The sequence below is a fragment of the Pseudomonas sp. DG56-2 genome (genome assembly GCF_004803755.1).
GTDB classification, from domain to species: Bacteria; Pseudomonadota; Gammaproteobacteria; order Pseudomonadales; family Pseudomonadaceae; genus Aquipseudomonas; species Aquipseudomonas auratipiscis.
Map to the genome: position 1 here is coordinate 1,413,309 of NZ_CP032311.1, position 15,106 is coordinate 1,428,414.

The following is a 15,106-nucleotide window of genomic DNA, read 5'->3' on the forward strand; positions in this document are numbered from 1 at the left end:
GAGGTAAGCGATGACTGCGCAAACGCTCTACCTCGATGATGCTCTCTACCACTACCTGCAAGCGGTGTCCGTACGCGAGACGCCGTTGCTGGCACGCTTGCGCGTAGAAACCCAGGCATTGCCCGAAGCGCGATGGCAAGTAGCACCAGAGCAGGGCCAATTACTGGCATTGCTGGTGCGGTTGATCGGCGCACAACGGGTGATCGAGGTCGGAACGTTCACCGGCTACAGCGCCTTGTGCATGGCTCAGGCGATGGACCATGGGCAATTACTGTGCTGTGACCTGCCGGGCACCTACAACGACATTGCCTGGCATTACTGGCGCGAAGCTGCAGTGGCCGAGCGTATCGAGATGCGCTTGGGGCCGGCCTTGCAAACCCTGGCCACCTTGCCAGATGAGCGCTATGACCTGATCTTCATCGATGCCGACAAGGCCAATTACCCGCTGTACCTGGAGGAGGCGCTGCGCTTGCTGCGCACGGGCGGTCTGGTCGTGTTCGACAACACCCTGTGGAGTGGGCGGGTTTTACAGGAGCAGGCGGACAGTGACGATACGCGCGCGATCCAGGCACTGAACCTGGCGCTGAAAAATGATCTGCGCGTCGACCTGTCGATGCTGCCGATAGGCGATGGTCTGACACTCTGCCGTAAGCGTTTGTAGCCAGGCGCGGCCTCTTTGCCGCCGATCGCGGGGCTCGCTGCCAGTTGAAGGCTACTGGGCTTTGCTCACTCGCCAGATCTTGTTGCCCACATCATCGGCTACCAGCAAGCCGCCACGCTGATCATTGATTACACCCACCGGCCGGCCCATGGCCTTGCCTTCGTCACTGAGAAAGCCGCTGAGCAGGTCGATGGGTTTGCCCGCCGGTTTGCCGGCAGTGCTGAATGGCACGAAGATCACTTTGTAGCCGCTGTGCGGTTTGCGGTTCCAGGAGCCGTGCTGGCCGATGAAGGCGCCGTTTTCGAAAGGCGGTGGCAGCACGCCGGGTTCAGCGAAGGTCAGGCCCAGTGAGGCGGTGTGCGGGCCGACGGCGTAGTCCGGGGCGATAGCCTGGGCGACCCGTTGTGGATCCTGGGGGCTGACCCTTTTGTCGATATTCTGGCCGTAGTAACTGTACGGCCAGCCATAAAAACCACCGTCCTTGACCGACGTGATGTAATCGGGCACCAGGTCGCTGCCGATCTCGTCACGCTCATTGACTGCCGTCCACAGCTGCCCGCTGTGGGGTTCCCACGCCATGCCGTTGGGGTTGCGCAGGCCGGATGCGAACAGGCGTTGCTTGCCGCTGGCGGGGTCGACTTCCCAGATCGCTGCGCGGCCTTTTTCCTTTTCCAGGCCGTTTTCGCCGACATTGCTGTTGGAGCCGACGGTTACATAGAGTTTCGTGCCGTCGCGGCTGGCAATCACGTTTTTGGTCCAGTGATGATTCAAGGGGCCGCCGGGTAGAACGGCTACCAGGGTGCCGGGGCCCTGGATCGAGGTGGCGCCGGGCTGGTAGTTGAAACGCAGCAGGCGATCGGTGTCGGCCACATAAAAGTCGTTGCCAACCAGCGCCATGCCAAACGGCGAATTGAGGTTTTCGATAAAGGTCGTGCGCGTTTCGGCTACGCCATCATGGTCACTGTCACGCAGCAGGCTGATGCGATTGGCGCTCGGCACTCCGGCACCGGCGCGGCTCATGGCCTTGCCCATGATCCAGCCGCGAATGCCTTTGCCATCTTCAGGCTTGGGTGGGGCATTGGTTTCAGCAACCAGCACATCGCCATTGGGCAGTACATACAGCCAGCGCGGATGATCCAGGCCTTCGGCAAAGGCTGCCACCTGAGTGCCAGCCGCTGCTACTGGCTTGGCGCCCTGGGGCCAGCCGATGGCCGGGGCGACGTTGACGGTAGGGATCAGGGTTTTGTTCGGTTCGGGTAACTGCGGTGAGGGTCCGAAACCGTCGCTGACCTCCAAGCGAGCGGTTTCCCCGCAGCCACTCAAGCCGGCGGCAACCGCCAATAGCAACGCAATCCTGTGCATGCCCATGTCATTCCCCTTGCAAAGTTGACCACTGTAAAAAGTAGAGGCGGTCAGCCGGGCAGAGGTTCCTTCAACTACGCCTGCTTGAGCAGCAGGGCAATGCCGGGATGATAGTGTCCGGCTTCGTTGTGCAGCTTGCGGTAGGCGTAGGGGAAGTACCAGGCGATGGCACAGGCGGTATGTTTCTGCAGGTCCTCGACCAGGTCCTGGAGTTCTTCAGGGCTGGCGTGCTGCCCGGCTTTCCAGGGGCTGGCAAACAGGGCTGCGATTTTCAGCTGGCTGGGGGCTGCTACGTAGCGGGCGGCGGCGACGCTTTCCTGCAGGGCGTTGTTCAGGTCCAGGCGGCCGATGCATGGCCAGCGTTGGCTGGCTTGCAGGTAGGCGGCTTCGTCCTGACTGGCGATGTACAGGTCGCAGCGCGCCTCCCGCTCACCTTCGTCACGCTGCTTTTTGCTCTGGTGGTGTTGCAAGGTCACAAGCTCCGCTTGCCAGGCGGCGGTAGAAAGCAGGCTCAGGTTGGCTTGGGCGCCATGCCAGTACGGTGCCTGCGCGTCGCCCAGCACCTGATTGAAACGGTCAATGCAGGCTACCCAGCGTTCCAGGGCAGGGCGCAGGAATTCCAGGCGCGCGTTATTGATGATCAGACCTTGCATGTCGCTCTCCTTGTAGCTGTTGTAATTGAGCATAGCCAAGACATGGCTATTTGATATCACTGCGGGTACGTTGGCACAAGACCAAGCAGGCGCCATTGACCCACGCCGGTACTGCGCCTTTCATTGACGCTCCGGGTGCAACCCTCTAACCTTCGCGACTTGTTTCAGGTGCTCTGTGGGCGATGGCCTGGCAGGGTGAAACAGGGAAGCCGGTGGGTGCGCAAACGCGTGCGAGTCCGGCGCTGCCCCCGCAACGGTAAGTGAGTCAAGGCCGCGCACGGCCACTGGGTAATCGAGCCCGGGAAGGCGCGCGATCCTGGGTATTCGAACCCACTCACGAGCCCGGAGACCGGCCTGTTACAGCCAACGGCATCACGGAGGGTGATGCGCGTACTCTTCGGCCTGTGCCGCAGCCCCGCGCAATTGCTCCGTCTGCCATATCCATTCATCTGTCGCCTGGTCTTTACTTCGAAGTTCGTGCAGCGCTGCGCTGCAGGGATCGTCGTGCAACGGTTGACAGTGGTTTGCGGAGACTTCGATGACTGAATCCACCGAGCGTGACGAACGCCACCTGGCACGTATGCTGCGCAAGAAGGCAGTAATCGACGAGCGTATTGCCAACTCGCCGAACGAATGCGGTTTGCTCCTGGTGCTCAGTGGCAACGGCAAAGGCAAGAGCAGTTCGGCCTTCGGCATGCTTGCCCGGGCCATGGGCCACGGCATGCAATGCGGCGTGGTGCAGTTCATCAAGGGCCGCAACAGCACCGGTGAAGAGTTGTTCTTCCGTCGCTTCCCCGAGCAGGTGCGCTATCACGTGATGGGCGAGGGTTTCACCTGGGAAACCCAGGATCGCCAGCGCGACATCGCCGCGGCCGAAGCCGCCTGGGCGGTTTCCCGTCAATTGCTGCAGGACCCTGCGATCACTTTCGTCGTGCTCGATGAGCTGAACATTGCCCTCAAGCATGGCTACCTCGATCTGGAACAGGTGCTCAGCGACCTGCAGGCGCGTCCGCCAATGCAACACGTGATTGTCACGGGGCGCGGTGCCAAGGATGAAATGATCGAGTTGGCTGACACCGTCACCGAGATGGGCATGATCAAGCATGCTTTCCAGGCAGGCATTCGTGCTCAGAAGGGCGTTGAACTATGAGTGACACGCGTCACTGCCCGGCGGTACTGATTGCTGCCCCGGCCTCCGGCCAGGGCAAGACCACCGTGACCGCCGCCCTGGCGCGACTGCACCGCAATCAAGGGCGCAAGGTCCGCGTGTTCAAGTGCGGTCCGGACTTTCTCGATCCGATGATTCTGGAGCGAGCCAGTGGTGCACCGGTGTATCAACTGGATCTGTGGATGGTCGGTGAGCAGGAAAGCCGGCGGCTGCTCTGGGAGGCTGCAGGCGATGCCGACCTGATTCTGATCGAAGGCGTCATGGGGCTGTTCGACGGCACGCCTTCGAGTGCCGACCTGGCCCGTCATTTTGCCGTGCCGGTGTTGGCAGTTATCGACGGCACGGCGATGGCTCAAACCTTTGGTGCCCTGGCGCTGGGGCTGGCTCGCTATCAAGCGGATTTACCCTTTGCTGGTGTGCTGGCCAACCGTGTCGGCACGCTGCGCCACGCGCAATTGCTCGAGGGTAGCCTGACTGAAGGGTTGCGCTGGTATGGCGGGCTGTCGCGGGAAACCGGCATTGAGTTGCCAAGTCGGCACCTGGGCCTGGTCCAGGCCAGTGAGCTCAATGATCTGGACGCTCGCCTCGACGCCGCAGCAGCAGCCCTGGCGGCCAGTTGTGAGTCGTCGCTACCGCCAGCAGTGGCTTTTGCGGCGCCGAGCGCACAGGCCATCGAACCTTTGCTTGAAGGACTGACCATCGCCGTGGCCCGTGATGAAGCATTTGCGTTCACCTATGGTGCCAACCTCGATCTATTGCGGGCCATGGGGGCAGAGCTGAGATTCTTTTCGCCACTGCATGAGCAAACCCTGCCGCCGGCTGACAGCCTTTACTTGCCTGGCGGCTATCCGGAGCTGCACCACCAGGCGTTGGCCGCGAACACCTCGATGCTCGCGGCGATTCGCAGCCATCATCAGGCCGGCAAGCCTGTGCTCGCTGAATGCGGCGGCATGCTTTATCTGCTCGATGCCCTGACCGATGTGGCCGGTGAGCGTGCCGAGCTACTTGGCCTGCTGGAGGGCGAAGCGGTGATGCAGAAGCGCCTTGCGGCACTGGCCCTGCAAGCGGTCGAGTTGCCCGAGGGCACCTTGCGGGGGCACACCTACCATCACTCGCTGACCACTACCTCGCTGCAGCCCATTGCCCGGGGTATGAGCCCCAACGGCGGGCGCGGTGCTGAAGCGGTCTATCGCAGTGGTCGGCTGACGGCCTCCTATGTGCACTTCTATTTCGCCTCCAATCCTCTGGCTGCGGCAGCATTATTGAAACCATGAGCGACCATGCCTTCACCGACGCCGAGCGCGCAGCGGTCTATCGAGTCATCGGCGAACGCCGCGACATGCGTCACTTCATCCAGGGTGAGGTAGCGCCCGCACTGCTCGGGCGTCTGCTCCAGGCAGCCCATCAGGCACCCAGCGTCGGCCTGATGCAGCCCTGGCGCTTTATTCGTATCACTGACCGCGAGCTGCGTCAGCGCATCCAGGGCCTGGTGGAAACGGAGCGCGTGCGCACCGCCGAAGCACTGGGTGAGCGCTCCGACGCGTTCATGCAGCTCAAGGTCGAAGGTATTAACGACTGCGCCGAACTGTTGGTAGCGGCCTTGATGGATGATCGCGAGAAGCACATTTTCGGTCGTCGCACGTTGCCGGAGATGGACCTGGCTTCACTGTCCTGCGCAATCCAGAACCTCTGGCTGGCCGCGCGCGCCGAAGGGCTGGGCATGGGGTGGGTGTCGCTGTTCGAACCCCAGGCCCTGGCCGAACTGCTGGTTATGCCGGCCGGGGCTAAACCGCTGGCGATTCTCTGCCTCGGCCCGGTCCAGGCGTTCTACCCGGCACCGATGTTGGTGCTCGAAGGCTGGACCACGGCGCGGCCGTTGAGCGAAATGTTGTTTGAAAATCAGTGGGGAGAGTCTTGATGAGCGTGGCGTTGCTGACCGTAGCCGGGGTGGCGCTGGATGCGTTGTTGGGCGAGCCTCAGCGTCGACATCCGCTGGTTGCGTTTGGTCGCTTGGCCAAACGCCTGGAGCAGCGCTTCAATGCGGCGGGCCGTGGATGGCGCAGCCATGGGGTCACTGCGTGGTTCCTGGCGGTGATTCCTTTGACCCTGTTGGCCACTCTGCTGTCCTGGCTGCCCTATATCGGCTGGTTGGTGGAGGTGTTGGCGCTGTACTGTGCCTTGGGGCTGCGCAGCCTCGGTGAGCACGTCACGCCGGTGGCAGACGCGTTGCGCAATGCCGATCTTGATGAAGCGCGCCGTCGCGTGGGCTTTCTGGTCAGCCGCGAAACCCGCGAGCTGGACGAAACCGCGGTGGCGCGTGCAGCGACCGAGTCGGTGCTGGAAAATGGCAGTGATGCGGTGTTTGCCGCGTTGTTCTGGTTTGTCGTCGCAGGAGCGCCAGGCGTAGTGCTCTATCGCTTGAGCAACACCCTCGACGCCATGTGGGGCTATCGCAACGAGCGCTTCGAGCGCTTTGGCTGGGCGGCCGCACGTATCGATGACCTGCTCAACTATATTCCTGCTCGGCTGGTGGCGCTGACCTACGCATTGCTGGGCAAGACCCGTCTGGCCCTTTCGTGCTGGCGCCGTCAGGCACCGTTGTGGGACAGCCCCAATGCCGGCCCGGTCATGGCCGCCGGTGCTGGTGCTCTCGGCGTGGAGCTGGGCGGCCCGGCGGTGTATCACGGTGAGCTGCATGAGCGTGCGCAACTGGGCGAAGGCCCGGTGGCTGATGCTGATGCGATCGATCGTGGCTGGCGCCTGGTTTGCCAAGGCGTATGGTTATGGCTGCTACTGTTGTGCCTGGGAGCCGAATTCTATGCTTGAACACGGTGGTCGTCTGCAGCGCGCAGTGCAGCACTACGGCATCCCTCGCGAGCAATGGCTGGACTTGTCCAGTGGTATCGCGCCTTGGGCCTATGCCATTCCAGACATTCCGCTGCGCGCCTGGGCACGTCTGCCGGAAACCGAAGATGGTCTGGAGCAGGCAGCGGCCGATTACTATCGAGTCCGCCAGGTACTGCCGGTAGCGGGCTCGCAGGCTGCGATCCAGGCCTTGCCGCAACTGCGCGGGCGCAGCAGGGTGGGGGTACTCTCGCCGTGCTATGCCGAGCATGCCGAGGCCTGGCGTCGTGCCGGCCATCAGGTCCTGGAAGTGCAGGGCGAGCAAGTGGACAGCCTTCTCGACAGCCTCGATGTGCTGGTGGTGGTCAACCCGAACAACCCTACCGGCTGTTTGTTCAAGGCTGAGATGTTGCTGGAATGGCATGCCCGTCTGGCCCGGCGTGGCGGTTGGTTGTTGGTCGATGAAGCGTTCATGGACAACACGCCGCAACACAGTATTGGCGCCGAGGCTGAGCAAGCCGGTCTTATCGTGTTGCGCTCCTTTGGCAAGTTCTTCGGTCTTGCCGGCGTGCGTCTGGGCTTTGTGTTGGCTGAGACAGCGCTCCTGCAGCGTCTGGCTGAACTTCTGGGGCCGTGGACCATTAGCGGGCCGACCCGCATTCTCGGTCAGGCCTGTCTGCTCGACAGTGCTGCGCACCAGGGTCAGATCAGCCGCTGTGCGGTGGCCAGTCAGCGCTTGGCAAACATGCTGATGACGGCAGGTTTCATCCCGGCTGGCGGCTGTGACCTGTTCCAGTATCTGCTTATCGACAACGCGGCGCAGTTGCATGAATTCATGGCGCAGCGCGGTATTTTGCTGCGCCTGTTCTCCCAGCCGCCTAGCCTGCGACTGGGTCTGCCCGCCACAGAGGCAGACTTTCAGCGCTTGGCGCAGACGCTCAATGAATACCGCAAGGAGCACGCATGAGTACCTTGATGGTGCAGGGCACCACCTCCGATGCCGGCAAAAGCACCCTGGTGACCGCGCTGTGCCGCTGGCTGTTGCGCCAGGGCGTGGCGGTGGTGCCTTTCAAACCACAGAACATGGCGCTCAACAGTGCGGTGACTGCCGACGGTGGCGAAATCGGCCGCGCCCAGGCTGTTCAGGCGCAAGCTGCTGGCCTGGCTCCACACACCGACATGAATCCGGTGCTGCTCAAGCCCAACAGTGATACCGGGGCGCAGGTGATCGTTCACGGGCGTGCGGTTACCAGCATGAATGCGGTGGCTTATCACGACTACAAGGTTATCGCCATGCAGGCGGTACTCGAGTCTCACCAACGATTGAGTGCGCAGTATCCGATGGTGATGGTGGAAGGTGCTGGCTCGCCAGCGGAAATCAATCTGCGTGCCGGCGATATCGCCAACATGGGTTTTGCCGAAGCGGTGGACTGCCCGGTTATCCTGATTGCCGATATCAACCGCGGCGGTGTTTTCGCTCACCTGGTGGGCACCTTGGAGCTGTTGTCGGCCACGGAGCAGGCGCGGGTCGAAGGTTTTGTCATTAACCGTTTTCGCGGCGACATCGCCTTGCTGCAGCCCGGCCTGGACTGGCTCGAAGCACGTACCGGCAAGCCGGTGCTGGGGGTGTTGCCCTATGTGATGGATTTGCACCTGGAGGCTGAAGACGGTATCGACCAGCGCCAGGGCGAGAAGACGGCGCGGGCGCTGAAAGTGATCGTGCCGGTACTGCCGCGCATCAGCAATCACACCGACTTCGACCCGTTGCGCCTGCATCCGCAAGTCGACCTGCAGTTCATCGGTCCCGGTGAGCCCATTCCACCCGCCGACCTGATCATCCTGCCAGGCTCCAAAAGTGTGCGCGGCGATCTGGCGCAATTGCGCAGCCGAGGCTGGGACCAGGCGATCAGTCGCCATCTGCGTTATGGCGGCAAGATCCTGGGTATTTGCGGCGGGCTACAGATGCTCGGCCAGCGCGTGGACGATCCACTGGGGCTGGAAGGGCAGGCCGGCAGCAGTGACGGATTGGGCTTGCTCGATTTTGTCACGGTGCTCGAAGCAGAAAAGCAATTGCGCAACGTGGCTGGCACCTTGCAACTGGAGCAAGCGCCAATCAGCGGTTATGAAATTCATGCCGGTGTAACCCGCGGTGCAGCGCTTGAACATCCGGCCGTGTTGCTGGCCGATGGCCGCAGCGATGGTGCTATCAGCGCCGATGGCCAGGTTTTGGCGACCTATCTGCATGGCCTGTTCGAGAGCCCGCAATCGTGCGCGGCATTGTTGCGCTGGGCGGGCTTGCACGAGGTCGAGCACGTGGATTACCAGGCATTGCGCGAACGCGACATCGAGCGCTTGGCTGACTTGGTCGAGCAACATCTGGATACCCCACGCCTGCGTCAACTGTGCGGACTGAACTGACATGCTCAACCTGATTCTTGGCGGTGCCCGTTCAGGGAAGAGCCGCTTGGCCGAACAACTGGCCGAACGCAGTGGCCTGGCAGTGATTTACATTGCCACCAGCGAGCCGCTGGACGGTGAAATGAATGCCCGGGTGCAATTGCACCGTGAGCGCCGGCCAGACAGTTGGGGGCTCATCGAAGAACCCCTGGCCCTGGCCCAGGTGCTGCGCGCCAATGCCAGCGCCGAGCACTGCCTGTTGGTCGATTGCCTGACGTTGTGGCTGACCAACCTGCTGATGCTGGACAACCCGCAGCGTCTGCTCGCCGAACGCTGCGCCTTGCTGGAGTGCCTGGCTGAGCTTCCGGGTGAAATCATTCTGGTCAGCAACGAAACTGGCCTTGGTGTCGTGCCGATGGGCGAACTGACCCGGCGCTATGTCGATGAAGCCGGCTGGCTGCACCAGGCGATTGCCGAACGCTGCCAGCGGGTGGTGCTTAGCGTTGCCGGCCTTCCCCTTACTTTGAAAGGAACTGCACCATGAGTCAGACCTGGTGGCTTGATGCCTGCCGTGCCGTTGATCAGGCTGCCTGCGATCAGGCTTTGGCGCGTCAGCAGCAATTGACCAAGCCGGCCGGCTCCCTCGGACGCCTGGAACTGCTTGCGGTGCAACTGGCCGGCCTGCAAGGGCAGCTCAAGCCACGCCTTGATAATGTCAGTATCAGCATCTTTGCCGGTGATCATGGGGTGGTTGCCGAAGGTATCTCGGCGTATCCCCAAGCGGTTACCGGGCAGATGCTGCAAAACTTTGTCGGCGGTGGTGCGGCGATCAGCGTGCTGGCCCGTCAGTTGAATGCTCAACTGGAAGTGGTAGACCTGGGCACAATCGATCCTGACCTGAACCTGCCGGGTGTACGCCACTTGCGCGTGGGGCCAGGCACGGCGAATTTTGCCAAGGCGGCGGCGATGAGTCGGGCGCAGGGGCTGCAAGCCATGCAAGGTGGCCGTGATAGCGCGCTGCGAGCAGCTGCCAGCGGCGCCCAGCTGTTTATCGGTGGTGAGATGGGTATCGGCAATACCACCGCCGCCAGTGCCCTGGCGTGCGCCTTGCTCAAATGCCCGGCCAGCGACCTCAGTGGTCCCGGTACCGGACTGGACGCTGCTGGCGTTGCGCACAAGGCGCAGGTGATCGAGCGCGCACTGAAGGTGCATGGGCAACTGTCCGATGACCCTTTGCAGCAGTTGTTCTGTTTTGGCGGCTTCGAAATCGCGGCATTGGTGGGCGCTTATCTGGGCTGCGCCCAAGCTGGGGTCGCGGTGCTCATTGATGGCTTCATCTGTACCGTTGCCGCAATGGTGGCGGTACGAATCAATCCCGCGTGTCGGGACTGGCTGTTGTTCGGCCACTGTGGCGCCGAACCTGGACATCGTCGCGTGCTGGCGGAACTGAAGGGTGAGCCGGTACTGGAGCTTGGCTTGCGCCTTGGAGAAGCGAGTGGCGCGGCACTGGCGGTTCCCGTGTTGCGCCTGGCCTGTGATCTGCACGGGCAAATGGCGACCTTCGCTGAAGCAGCCGTGGCAGACCGGCCAGCATGATTATCGACCTGCTGCGTCACGGCGAAACCGAGCTGGGCGGCGGCCTGCGCGGCAGCCTGGATGATGCGTTGACAGCCAAGGGCTGGGAGCAGATGCAGGCGGCCGTCGCCAGTGCTGGCCCCTGGCAGGTCGTGGTCAGCTCACCCCTGCAGCGCTGCGCGCGTTTTGCTCAAATGCTCGGCGAGCAACGGTGCTTGCCAGTGCAATTGGCGCCTGGATTGCAAGAGCTGCATTTCGGTGAGTGGGAAGGGCGTAGCGCCGCGGACTTGATGGTTACCCATGAGCAACAGTTGGGTCAGTTCTGGTCAGATCCCTATGCCTATACCCCGCCTGGTGGCGAGGCTGTCATCGACTTCGCCAGCCGTGTGTTGGCAGCTATTGCCGATTTGCGTCGTGAGCATGCCGACAAGCATGTGTTGCTGGTTACCCATGGGGGCGTGATGCGTTTGCTGCTGGCACGTGCCAGGGGGCTTCCCCGTGAGCAGTTGTTGCAGGTCGAGGTCGGCCACGGCGCCTTGTACCGTCTTGAGCTGTTGGTCGACGGTACTCTGCGGGAAGTGCACTGAAATGCTGGGATTCTGGATTGCCTTGCAGTTCCTCAGCAGTTTGCCGGTGCGCCTGTCGGGCATGCCGACACCCGCGCAGATGGGCCGCTCGGTGCTGTTCTATCCACTTGTGGGGTTGCTGTTCGGGGTATTGCTCTGGGGCTTGCACGCGTTGCTCGAAGGCAGCCCGGTGCTATTGCATGCGGCCGTGCTGCTGAGCGCCTGGGTAGTGCTCAGTGGCGGCCTGCATCTGGATGGTCTGGCTGACAGCGCTGATGCCTGGCTCGGTGGTTTCGGTGATCGCGAACGCACTCTGGAAATCATGAAGGACCCGCGCAGCGGCCCCATTGCGGTGGTGACGCTGGTGTTGGTGCTGTTGCTCAAGTTTTGCGCGGTGCTGGTGCTGGTGGAGCGTGAGCAAGGTGTGTTGCTGATATTGGCGCCTGTGCTGGGGCGTGCGTCCTTGTTGGGGCTGTTTCTCTGCACCCCTTATGTTCGGGCCGGAGGGATAGGCCAGGCCTTGGCCGATCATCTGCCACGACGAAGTGGGGCATGGGTGCTCTTTGCCAGTTGTGTCCTGTGTGTGTGTATCGCAGGTCTGCAAGGTTTGTACGTATTGGTCGTCGTAGGCATAGCCTTTTTCTGGTTTCGTCGAGTGATGATTCGGCGCTTAGGCGGGACTACCGGTGACACTGCCGGCGCCCTCCTGGAATTGCTGGAGTTGGCGGTTCTGCTCTGTTTGACCCTGTAATCGCTTGTAATCAGGGAGCCATTTTCCGGGTCGTATTCAGGCGTATGCTCGCCCGCTTCTGGGGCATGGAGGTGGCATATGCGAGGACTGTTGAAAAGCATGCTGGTGGCGCTGTGTTGTTTTGTCGCCAGCGCCAAGGCTGCAGACTTGATCGACTTCTGGGATACCCCCCGCCACGGCGGCAACAGTTTCAACCGACTGCCGCCTGACCTGCCATATTTCCAGGCGCTCAGAGACTACGGGGCCACTTGGGTGCGTTTGTCTTATGACAAATGGCAGCCGGCAAATCGCGACTTCTTGTTGGGTGATGCGGACGGCTACAAAGGTCTGGCAGGGGCAGATCTTACGCAACTGCGCAAGGTCCTCGATGCTGCCCATGCTGCCGGACTCAAGGTGGTTATCGCGCCGCTGTCGTTGCCCGGTATGCGTTGGGCGCAGAACAACAGCGATCGCTTTGACGACCGACTCTGGCAGGACAAAGTCTGGTGGGATCAATCCGCTGACTTCTGGCGCGACCTGGCCACGCAACTCAAGGATCATCCGGCAGTCGCTGCCTACAACCTCATCAACGAGCCTGCGCCTGAAAAAATGGGCGGGCTGGCCGAGCACGCGCCACCTGCCGCCATGCGTGCCTGGTATCAGCAACAGCAGGGTAGCGCCCGTGATCTGCCGGCGTTGTATCGGCATATCATCACAGCCATTCGTGAAGTCGACCCGTTAACCCCGGTAATGGTCGATGCCGGTTGGTACGCAGCGGCTGATGCCTTTGCCTATTGGCCGCAAGCGTTGGCGGATCAGCGAGTGCTGTACAGCTTCCATATGTATGAGCCCTATCACGCCACGAGCGCACCTAACCTGGCTCGGGCGAAGCCTTATGCTTATCCAGGGTCGGTCCCCTTTGCCGGGCAGACCCAGAACTGGGACAGCGCCAGGGTTGAGGCGTACCTGCAAAAGCCTTGGCAATGGGCGCAAGCACAGCAAGTGCCGGCCAGTCGCCTGGTGGCCGGCGAGTTTGGTTGCATGCGGCGACTGGCGGGGTGTCGGCAATACCTTGAAGACGTGCTTGGTCGCTTTGATCGAGCAAAACTGCATTGGGCTTTCTACAGCTTTCGTGAAGACAGCTGGGATGGCATGGATTACGAACTGGGTAGCGCCAAAGTGCCCTGGGCTTACTGGCAGGCCATAGAGCAGCAACTTCCAGACCCGTTGAAGCGTCAGGCCACGGCCGAGTTCGAACCGATTCGCGAGCGCTTGCAGCCATAGCCTCAGTTGGAAGAAACACTTGCGGTGAGATTAACGCGGGTATATACACGTAAGCATGTTGACCAGTGAATGCATCTGTACCCATCTGCGTCGTGCTGCCCGTGGGGTCAGTCGACATTATGACGAAGCGCTTGAAGGCTTCGGGGTCAATGTCGCGCAGTTTTCGCTATTGCGCCATTTGCGTCGTCTTGATCAGCCGAGCATTTCAACGCTGGCCGATGCCATGGGCCTGGACCGCAGCACCCTGGGACGCAACTTGCGAGTGCTGGAGGCTGAAGGACTGGTGGCATTGACGGAAGGTCGGGATCTGCGTAATCGCCTAGTGCTGCTCACTGACCAGGGACAGGCCTGTTTGCAGTCGGCCGAGCCGGCTTGGGAGAAGGCCCAGGCGCGCATGATCGAGACCTTGGGAGTAGGGCAACGCGATGAACTGGTACGTCTGCTTGAGCTACTTGCCTGAATTTTTTTCGACTTAAAGCGGGTATATACCCGCGTAACCTTGCAGCGTTGTGGAGAAAACAATAATGACATCGGTATGGCGAACCAGTGGTTGGATTCTCCTGGGGGCTGCGTTGATTCTGGCCCTCTCGCTGGGGGTGCGGCACGGCTTCGGTTTGTTCCTGGCGCCTATGAGTGCAGATTTTGGCTGGGGACGGGAGGTTTTTGCCTTTGCCATTGCCTTGCAGAATCTGATTTGGGGGCTGGCGCAACCTTTTGCAGGGGCTCTGGCTGACCGTTTGGGTGCGGCAAAAGTCGTGATGGTCGGCGGCATTCTCTATGCCGTCGGTTTGGTGTTGATGGGGATGTCGGATTCGGCTCTGACCTTGTCGCTCAGTGCTGGCCTGTTGATCGGCATCGGTCTTTCCGGTACTTCGTTTTCAGTAATCCTGGGTGTAGTCGGTCGTGCCGTACCCGCCGAGAAACGCAGCATGGCCATGGGCATCGCCAGTGCCGCCGGTTCGTTCGGCCAATTTGCCATGCTGCCCGGAACCCTTGGCCTGATTGGCTGGCTTGGCTGGTCGGCAACCTTGTTGGTGCTGGGCTTGCTGGTAGCGTTCATTGTGCCGTTGGTGGGCTTGTTGAAAGATCGGCCGCTGCCCAGTCACGGTGTCGAGCAAAGTCTTGGCCAGGCGTTGCGTGAGGCTTGCTCGCATTCCGGCTTCTGGTTGCTGGCGCTGGGCTTTTTCGTCTGTGGTTTCCAGGTGGTGTTCATCGGTGTGCATATTCCGGCTTACCTGGTCGACCAGCATTTACCCGCCACCATTGGCACTACGGTGCTGGCGCTGGTAGGGCTGTTCAATATCGTCGGGACCTATACTGCCGGCTGGCTGGGTGGGCGTATGTCCAAGCCGCGCTTGCTGGCGGCGCTGTATCTGCTACGTGCCGTGGTCATTGTGCTGTTCCTCTGGGCACCGGTCACTCAGTTCAGTGCCTACCTGTTTGGCATCGCCATGGGCTTGCTGTGGTTGTCGACGGTACCCTTGACCAATGGCACCGTAGCTACGTTGTTTGGAGTGCGTAACTTGTCCATGCTTGGAGGCATTGTCTTCCTGTTCCATCAGTTGGGGGCATTCCTTGGTGGGTGGCTTGGCGGGGTGGTGTATGACAAAACGGGTAACTATGACTTGGTCTGGCAGATATCGATCGTGCTCAGCCTGATCGCCGCGGCGCTCAACTGGCCGGTGCGTGAGCGGCCCGTGGCGCGCTTGCAGGCACAAGCGGCATGAGTCGCCTTGCCTTGCGCGGGGGCCTGGCCTTGGCCGCGCTACTGCTGTTGGCCCTGATCTGGTGGGGTTGGCACGAAGGTGGCTTGGCGTTGATGCAGTTGGGCATGGGCGTGTGCTGAGCGTATCCTGCAAGCTACAA

Annotated in this window: 17 protein-coding genes and 1 riboswitch; of the genes, 15 read left to right on the forward strand and 2 right to left on the reverse strand. The window is 61.5% G+C overall.

Translation table 11 applies throughout. The features are described from left to right. Window positions 1-10: 10 nt before the first annotated feature. On the forward strand, window positions 11-661 hold the full coding sequence (locus D3Z90_RS06615) for an O-methyltransferase (RefSeq protein ID WP_136474987.1): 651 nt from the start codon (window positions 11-13) through the stop codon (window positions 659-661). Between the two features lie 51 nt (window positions 662-712). Here D3Z90_RS06615 and D3Z90_RS06620 read toward each other — a convergent pair whose 3' ends face one another. Further along, window positions 713-2,029 carry a sorbosone dehydrogenase family protein gene (locus tag D3Z90_RS06620; protein WP_136474988.1) on the reverse strand — a complete coding sequence of 439 codons (1,317 nt, stop codon included), beginning with the start codon at window positions 2,027-2,029 and terminating at the stop codon, window positions 713-715. 68 nt (window positions 2,030-2,097) lie between these two features. Next, a complete protein-coding gene (locus D3Z90_RS06625; protein WP_136474989.1) occupies window positions 2,098-2,676 on the reverse strand; it encodes a hypothetical protein in 579 nt (192 codons plus the stop codon). Between the two features lie 149 nt (window positions 2,677-2,825). Then, window positions 2,826-3,049, forward strand: a riboswitch (cobalamin riboswitch). A gap of 165 nt (window positions 3,050-3,214) precedes the next feature. Here D3Z90_RS06625 and cobO point away from each other — a divergent pair. The 14 genes from cobO (at window position 3,215) to D3Z90_RS26995 (ending at window position 15,086) form a co-directional block, all read left to right on the forward strand. Then, the gene (gene cobO, locus D3Z90_RS06630; RefSeq protein ID WP_136474990.1) at window positions 3,215-3,826 is read left to right on the forward strand and encodes a cob(I)yrinic acid a,c-diamide adenosyltransferase; all 612 of its coding nucleotides are present in this window, start codon (window positions 3,215-3,217) and stop codon (window positions 3,824-3,826) included. Then, complete coding sequence (locus D3Z90_RS06635) at window positions 3,823-5,118, forward strand: cobyrinate a,c-diamide synthase (RefSeq protein WP_136474991.1); 1,296 nt, start codon at window positions 3,823-3,825, stop codon at window positions 5,116-5,118. The genes cobO and D3Z90_RS06635 overlap by 4 nt, the downstream gene beginning before the upstream one ends. Continuing rightward, window positions 5,115-5,762 (forward strand): 5,6-dimethylbenzimidazole synthase, encoded by a 648-nt coding sequence (gene bluB, locus D3Z90_RS06640; RefSeq protein WP_136474992.1) that lies wholly within the window; start codon window positions 5,115-5,117, stop codon window positions 5,760-5,762. Before D3Z90_RS06635 ends, bluB begins: the two co-directional genes overlap by 4 nt. Beyond that, a complete protein-coding gene (gene cbiB, locus D3Z90_RS06645) occupies window positions 5,762-6,670 on the forward strand; it encodes an adenosylcobinamide-phosphate synthase CbiB (protein WP_136474993.1) in 909 nt (302 codons plus the stop codon). Before bluB ends, cbiB begins: the two co-directional genes overlap by 1 nt. Further along, window positions 6,663-7,655 carry a threonine-phosphate decarboxylase CobD gene (cobD, locus tag D3Z90_RS06650; protein ID WP_136474994.1) on the forward strand — a complete coding sequence of 331 codons (993 nt, stop codon included), beginning with the start codon at window positions 6,663-6,665 and terminating at the stop codon, window positions 7,653-7,655. Before cbiB ends, cobD begins: the two co-directional genes overlap by 8 nt. Further along, entirely contained in the window at window positions 7,652-9,106 is a 1,455-nt protein-coding gene (locus D3Z90_RS06655) for a cobyric acid synthase (protein WP_136474995.1), read from the forward strand. The genes cobD and D3Z90_RS06655 overlap by 4 nt, the downstream gene beginning before the upstream one ends. A gap of 1 nt (window position 9,107) precedes the next feature. Beyond that, window positions 9,108-9,629, forward strand: coding sequence for a bifunctional adenosylcobinamide kinase/adenosylcobinamide-phosphate guanylyltransferase (cobU, locus tag D3Z90_RS06660; protein ID WP_136474996.1), 522 nt, complete (start codon window positions 9,108-9,110; stop codon window positions 9,627-9,629). After that, window positions 9,626-10,681, forward strand: coding sequence for a nicotinate-nucleotide--dimethylbenzimidazole phosphoribosyltransferase (gene cobT, locus D3Z90_RS06665; protein WP_136474997.1), 1,056 nt, complete (start codon window positions 9,626-9,628; stop codon window positions 10,679-10,681). The genes cobU and cobT overlap by 4 nt, the downstream gene beginning before the upstream one ends. Then, complete coding sequence (gene cobC / locus D3Z90_RS06670; RefSeq protein ID WP_136474998.1) at window positions 10,678-11,247, forward strand: alpha-ribazole phosphatase family protein; 570 nt, start codon at window positions 10,678-10,680, stop codon at window positions 11,245-11,247. The genes cobT and cobC overlap by 4 nt, the downstream gene beginning before the upstream one ends. A gap of 1 nt (window position 11,248) precedes the next feature. Beyond that, window positions 11,249-11,977 (forward strand): adenosylcobinamide-GDP ribazoletransferase, encoded by a 729-nt coding sequence (locus D3Z90_RS06675; RefSeq protein WP_136474999.1) that lies wholly within the window; start codon window positions 11,249-11,251, stop codon window positions 11,975-11,977. Between the two features lie 99 nt (window positions 11,978-12,076). Continuing rightward, complete coding sequence (locus tag D3Z90_RS06680; protein WP_256658368.1) at window positions 12,077-13,240, forward strand: glycoside hydrolase family 5 protein; 1,164 nt, start codon at window positions 12,077-12,079, stop codon at window positions 13,238-13,240. 55 nt (window positions 13,241-13,295) lie between these two features. Next, entirely contained in the window at window positions 13,296-13,700 is a 405-nt protein-coding gene (locus tag D3Z90_RS06685; protein ID WP_136475001.1) for a MarR family winged helix-turn-helix transcriptional regulator, read from the forward strand. A 64-nt stretch (window positions 13,701-13,764) separates the two neighbouring features. Then, window positions 13,765-14,967: an MFS transporter gene (locus tag D3Z90_RS06690; protein WP_136475002.1), complete on the forward strand. Its 1,203-nt coding sequence runs from the start codon at window positions 13,765-13,767 to the stop codon at window positions 14,965-14,967. Continuing rightward, window positions 14,964-15,086, forward strand: a complete 123-nt coding sequence (locus tag D3Z90_RS26995) for a hypothetical protein (RefSeq protein WP_256658329.1) — start codon at window positions 14,964-14,966, stop codon at window positions 15,084-15,086. The genes D3Z90_RS06690 and D3Z90_RS26995 overlap by 4 nt, the downstream gene beginning before the upstream one ends. Window positions 15,087-15,106: the final 20 nt, after the last annotated feature.

Bases quoted from the DNA above. Each gene is read 5' to 3' on its own strand.
- D3Z90_RS06615 (WP_136474987.1), top strand. From the start codon at position 11: ATGACTGCGCAAACGCTCTACCTCGATGATGCTCTCTACCACTACCTG.
- D3Z90_RS06620 (WP_136474988.1), bottom strand. From the start codon at position 2,029: ATGGGCATGCACAGGATTGCGTTGCTATTGGCGGTTGCCGCCGGCTTG.
- D3Z90_RS06625 (WP_136474989.1), bottom strand. From the start codon at position 2,676: ATGCAAGGTCTGATCATCAATAACGCGCGCCTGGAATTCCTGCGCCCT.
- cobO (WP_136474990.1), top strand. From the start codon at position 3,215: ATGACTGAATCCACCGAGCGTGACGAACGCCACCTGGCACGTATGCTG.
- D3Z90_RS06635 (WP_136474991.1), top strand. From the start codon at position 3,823: ATGAGTGACACGCGTCACTGCCCGGCGGTACTGATTGCTGCCCCGGCC.
- bluB (WP_136474992.1), top strand. From the start codon at position 5,115: ATGAGCGACCATGCCTTCACCGACGCCGAGCGCGCAGCGGTCTATCGA.
- cbiB (WP_136474993.1), top strand. From the start codon at position 5,762: ATGAGCGTGGCGTTGCTGACCGTAGCCGGGGTGGCGCTGGATGCGTTG.
- cobD (WP_136474994.1), top strand. From the start codon at position 6,663: ATGCTTGAACACGGTGGTCGTCTGCAGCGCGCAGTGCAGCACTACGGC.
- D3Z90_RS06655 (WP_136474995.1), top strand. From the start codon at position 7,652: ATGAGTACCTTGATGGTGCAGGGCACCACCTCCGATGCCGGCAAAAGC.
- cobU (WP_136474996.1), top strand. From the start codon at position 9,108: ATGCTCAACCTGATTCTTGGCGGTGCCCGTTCAGGGAAGAGCCGCTTG.
- cobT (WP_136474997.1), top strand. From the start codon at position 9,626: ATGAGTCAGACCTGGTGGCTTGATGCCTGCCGTGCCGTTGATCAGGCT.
- cobC (WP_136474998.1), top strand. From the start codon at position 10,678: ATGATTATCGACCTGCTGCGTCACGGCGAAACCGAGCTGGGCGGCGGC.
- D3Z90_RS06675 (WP_136474999.1), top strand. From the start codon at position 11,249: ATGCTGGGATTCTGGATTGCCTTGCAGTTCCTCAGCAGTTTGCCGGTG.
- D3Z90_RS06680 (WP_256658368.1), top strand. From the start codon at position 12,077: ATGCTGGTGGCGCTGTGTTGTTTTGTCGCCAGCGCCAAGGCTGCAGAC.
- D3Z90_RS06685 (WP_136475001.1), top strand. From the start codon at position 13,296: ATGTTGACCAGTGAATGCATCTGTACCCATCTGCGTCGTGCTGCCCGT.
- D3Z90_RS06690 (WP_136475002.1), top strand. From the start codon at position 13,765: ATGACATCGGTATGGCGAACCAGTGGTTGGATTCTCCTGGGGGCTGCG.
- D3Z90_RS26995 (WP_256658329.1), top strand. From the start codon at position 14,964: ATGAGTCGCCTTGCCTTGCGCGGGGGCCTGGCCTTGGCCGCGCTACTG.